This is a genomic window from Rheinheimera oceanensis (genome assembly GCF_018831085.1).
Classification (GTDB): domain Bacteria; phylum Pseudomonadota; class Gammaproteobacteria; order Enterobacterales; family Alteromonadaceae; genus Alishewanella; species Alishewanella oceanensis.
In genome coordinates this window covers 1-2,323 of the sequence record NZ_JAGPNM010000033.1, presented here as the reverse complement: position 1 = coordinate 2,323, position 2,323 = coordinate 1, and the positions used below count along the sequence as shown (strand labels likewise).

The 2,323-nt window shown below is 54.2% G+C and carries 3 protein-coding genes; 2 read left to right on the top strand and 1 reads right to left on the bottom strand.

The window, feature by feature from the left end:
- Both J3B89_RS20930 and J3B89_RS20925 read left to right on the top strand, forming a co-directional pair.
- On the top strand, nucleotides 1-639 hold a 639-nt coding region (locus J3B89_RS20930; RefSeq protein WP_215768310.1), incomplete at its 5' end, for a heavy metal response regulator transcription factor.
- On the top strand, nucleotides 632-2,023 hold the full coding sequence (locus J3B89_RS20925; RefSeq protein WP_215399534.1) for a Cu(+)/Ag(+) sensor histidine kinase: 1,392 nt from the start codon (nucleotides 632-634) through the stop codon (nucleotides 2,021-2,023). The genes J3B89_RS20930 and J3B89_RS20925, both read left to right, overlap by 8 nt.
- Before the next feature lie 33 nt (nucleotides 2,024-2,056).
- On the opposite strand, the gene J3B89_RS20920 is transcribed toward J3B89_RS20925, so the two are convergent.
- A partial coding sequence (locus tag J3B89_RS20920; protein ID WP_433915376.1) for a LysE family translocator occupies nucleotides 2,057-2,323 on the bottom strand: 267 nt, incomplete at its 5' end.

The following is a 2,323-nucleotide window of genomic DNA, read 5'->3' as shown; positions in this document are numbered from 1 at the left end:
AAGCAAGGCCTGAGCGAAGCCGGTTTTCAGGTGTCACTGGTCAGAAATGGCCTGGATGGCCATCATCTGGCGATGACAGAAGATTTCGATTTAATCATGCTGGATGTGATGCTGCCGGACGTCAGCGGCTTACGTATTGTTCAGGCGCTAAGAGAAAATCATAACCATACGCCGGTACTATTTCTGTCGGCCCGCGACAGTGTCGACGACCGGGTAAAAGGCCTGGAGCTTGGCGCCGACGACTACCTGATCAAACCCTTTGCTTTCTCTGAAGTGCTGGCCCGGGTCAGAACCCTGCTACGGCGTGGTCAGGCCGTACCGCAGTCAGAATTATTGCAGGTCGCCGATTTACAACTGGATATCGCCAAGCGTAAAGCCAGCCGCAGCGGCGCCAAAATAACATTGAGTAATCAGGAATTTAGCTTGCTTGAGCTGCTGATGCGCCGCCGCGGCGAAGTACTGCCACGCTCGCTTATCGCCTCGCAGGTGTGGGATATGAATTTTGACAGCGACACCAATGTTATCGATGTAGCTATCCGCCGCTTGCGCGCCAAAATTGATGATGGCGTTGCGGCAAAACTGATCCACACCGTGCGCGGTATGGGCTATAAACTGGACGATGAGCAAACTGATGCATAAAGCTGGCAAACGCCCTCTCTCGATCACCGTTCGCGTGGTACTTTTTGTCGCGCTAACCATTTCGATTTGCCTGTTCTTCGTGCAGCAATTACTGCTCAGCTCAGTCGAACATCACTTTATCGAGCAGGACGCCGACGAATTAGCCGTGATCCTGCACGCGGTTGAGCACACGCTGACTACCGCTCAGGACGGCCAGCAACAGCCGGCACAGACGCTGGCCAAAGCGGTATCGGGCCATCACGGTGTTTACTATCAGGTGATGGATAGCCAAAACCGCTTACTGTACCGCAATGCCGACGTTGACTTAAGCCTGCTGGCTGCCAACACCCCGGCCAGCGCCGACTACAATGCCACAACCATCCACCACTGGCAGCTGGACGGCAAAGCCTATCGCGGTGTGTTCAGCCGCCTGACCACGGCAGATCAGCACTATAAGGTAATTGCTGCTATTGATATCAGTTTTCATACCCATTTCTTGGCGCAGTTACAGCGCAGCCTGGGGCTGATTTTACTCGGCTCTGCACTGCTCACCTTGCTGGCGGCCTGGCTGGCGGTGCATCAGGGGTTGAATCCACTCAGAGGCCTTAGCGAACAAATGCGTGATATTCAAACCAGTAAACTGGATATTCGCTTGTCCCCGGGCGAGGTCCCGACCGAACTGCGCCACATGGTGCAGTCTTTTAATCTGATGTTAGATCGGCTGGAGCAGGGGTTTACCAAGCTGTCGCACTTTAGTGCCGACATCGCCCACGAGCTGCGCACGCCGCTGACCAATATGATCACGCAAACGCAGGTCAGCTTATCGCGCGCGCGCAGCGCCGACGAGTACCAGAATCTGCTGTTCTCCAATCTGGAAGAGCTGGAGCGGCTGAATAAAATGATTAGCGATATGCTGTGGCTGGCCAAAAGTGACAATGGCCTGTTAACACTGCAAAAGCAGCCGCTGGAGATAAAGCAGGAAGTGGCCGCAATTTTCAACTTTTTCGAAGCCTGGGCGGCAGAAAGTCAGGTTGGCCTTAGCTATCACGGTGCCAATATTATTGTGCAGGCAGATCGCACCTTGCTGCGCCACGCCCTGACCAATTTATTATCCAATGCGCTTAGGTATACCCCGCCCGGCGAAACCATTACCGTCAGCACCACCGCAGCAGCCGACAGCACCACCATCACGGTAGAAAACCCGGGCCAGCCGATCCCGCCACAGCATTTGCCGTTTTTATTCGATCGCTTCTATCGTGCTGACGCCTCGCGCCAACGCCAGATAGAAGGCTCGGGTTTGGGCCTAGCCATTACCAAAGCCATAGTCGATGCTCATCAGGGTCAGTTAAGCGTCGAATCAGATGCGCGCTCTACCCGCTTTAGCATCAGGCTTAAACTGGCGTGACGTCGGTTAAACTCACCGCGGTGCTATGCGGTATTAGCCAAGTAACATCCACAGCGCCACGCCAAACATCAGGCTGGCGCCGATGCGGTTTAAATACTGCACCCGGTTAGTTTTACTAAAAAACAGCGCCAAAGCTTTGCCGCCACTGGCGTACAGCAACATAGAGCCAAATTCCAGCAACAGAATAATTGCCACTAACACCAGCAACTGCGGCCAGAATGCCAGCTGGCTATCGATAAAGGGCGGCAGCAGCGCCATATGAAACGCCCAGCCTTTGGGGTTAGACACTGCCGTAATAAA

Bases quoted from the DNA above. Each gene is read 5' to 3' on its own strand.
- J3B89_RS20925 (WP_215399534.1), top strand. From the start codon at position 632: ATGCATAAAGCTGGCAAACGCCCTCTCTCGATCACCGTTCGCGTGGTA.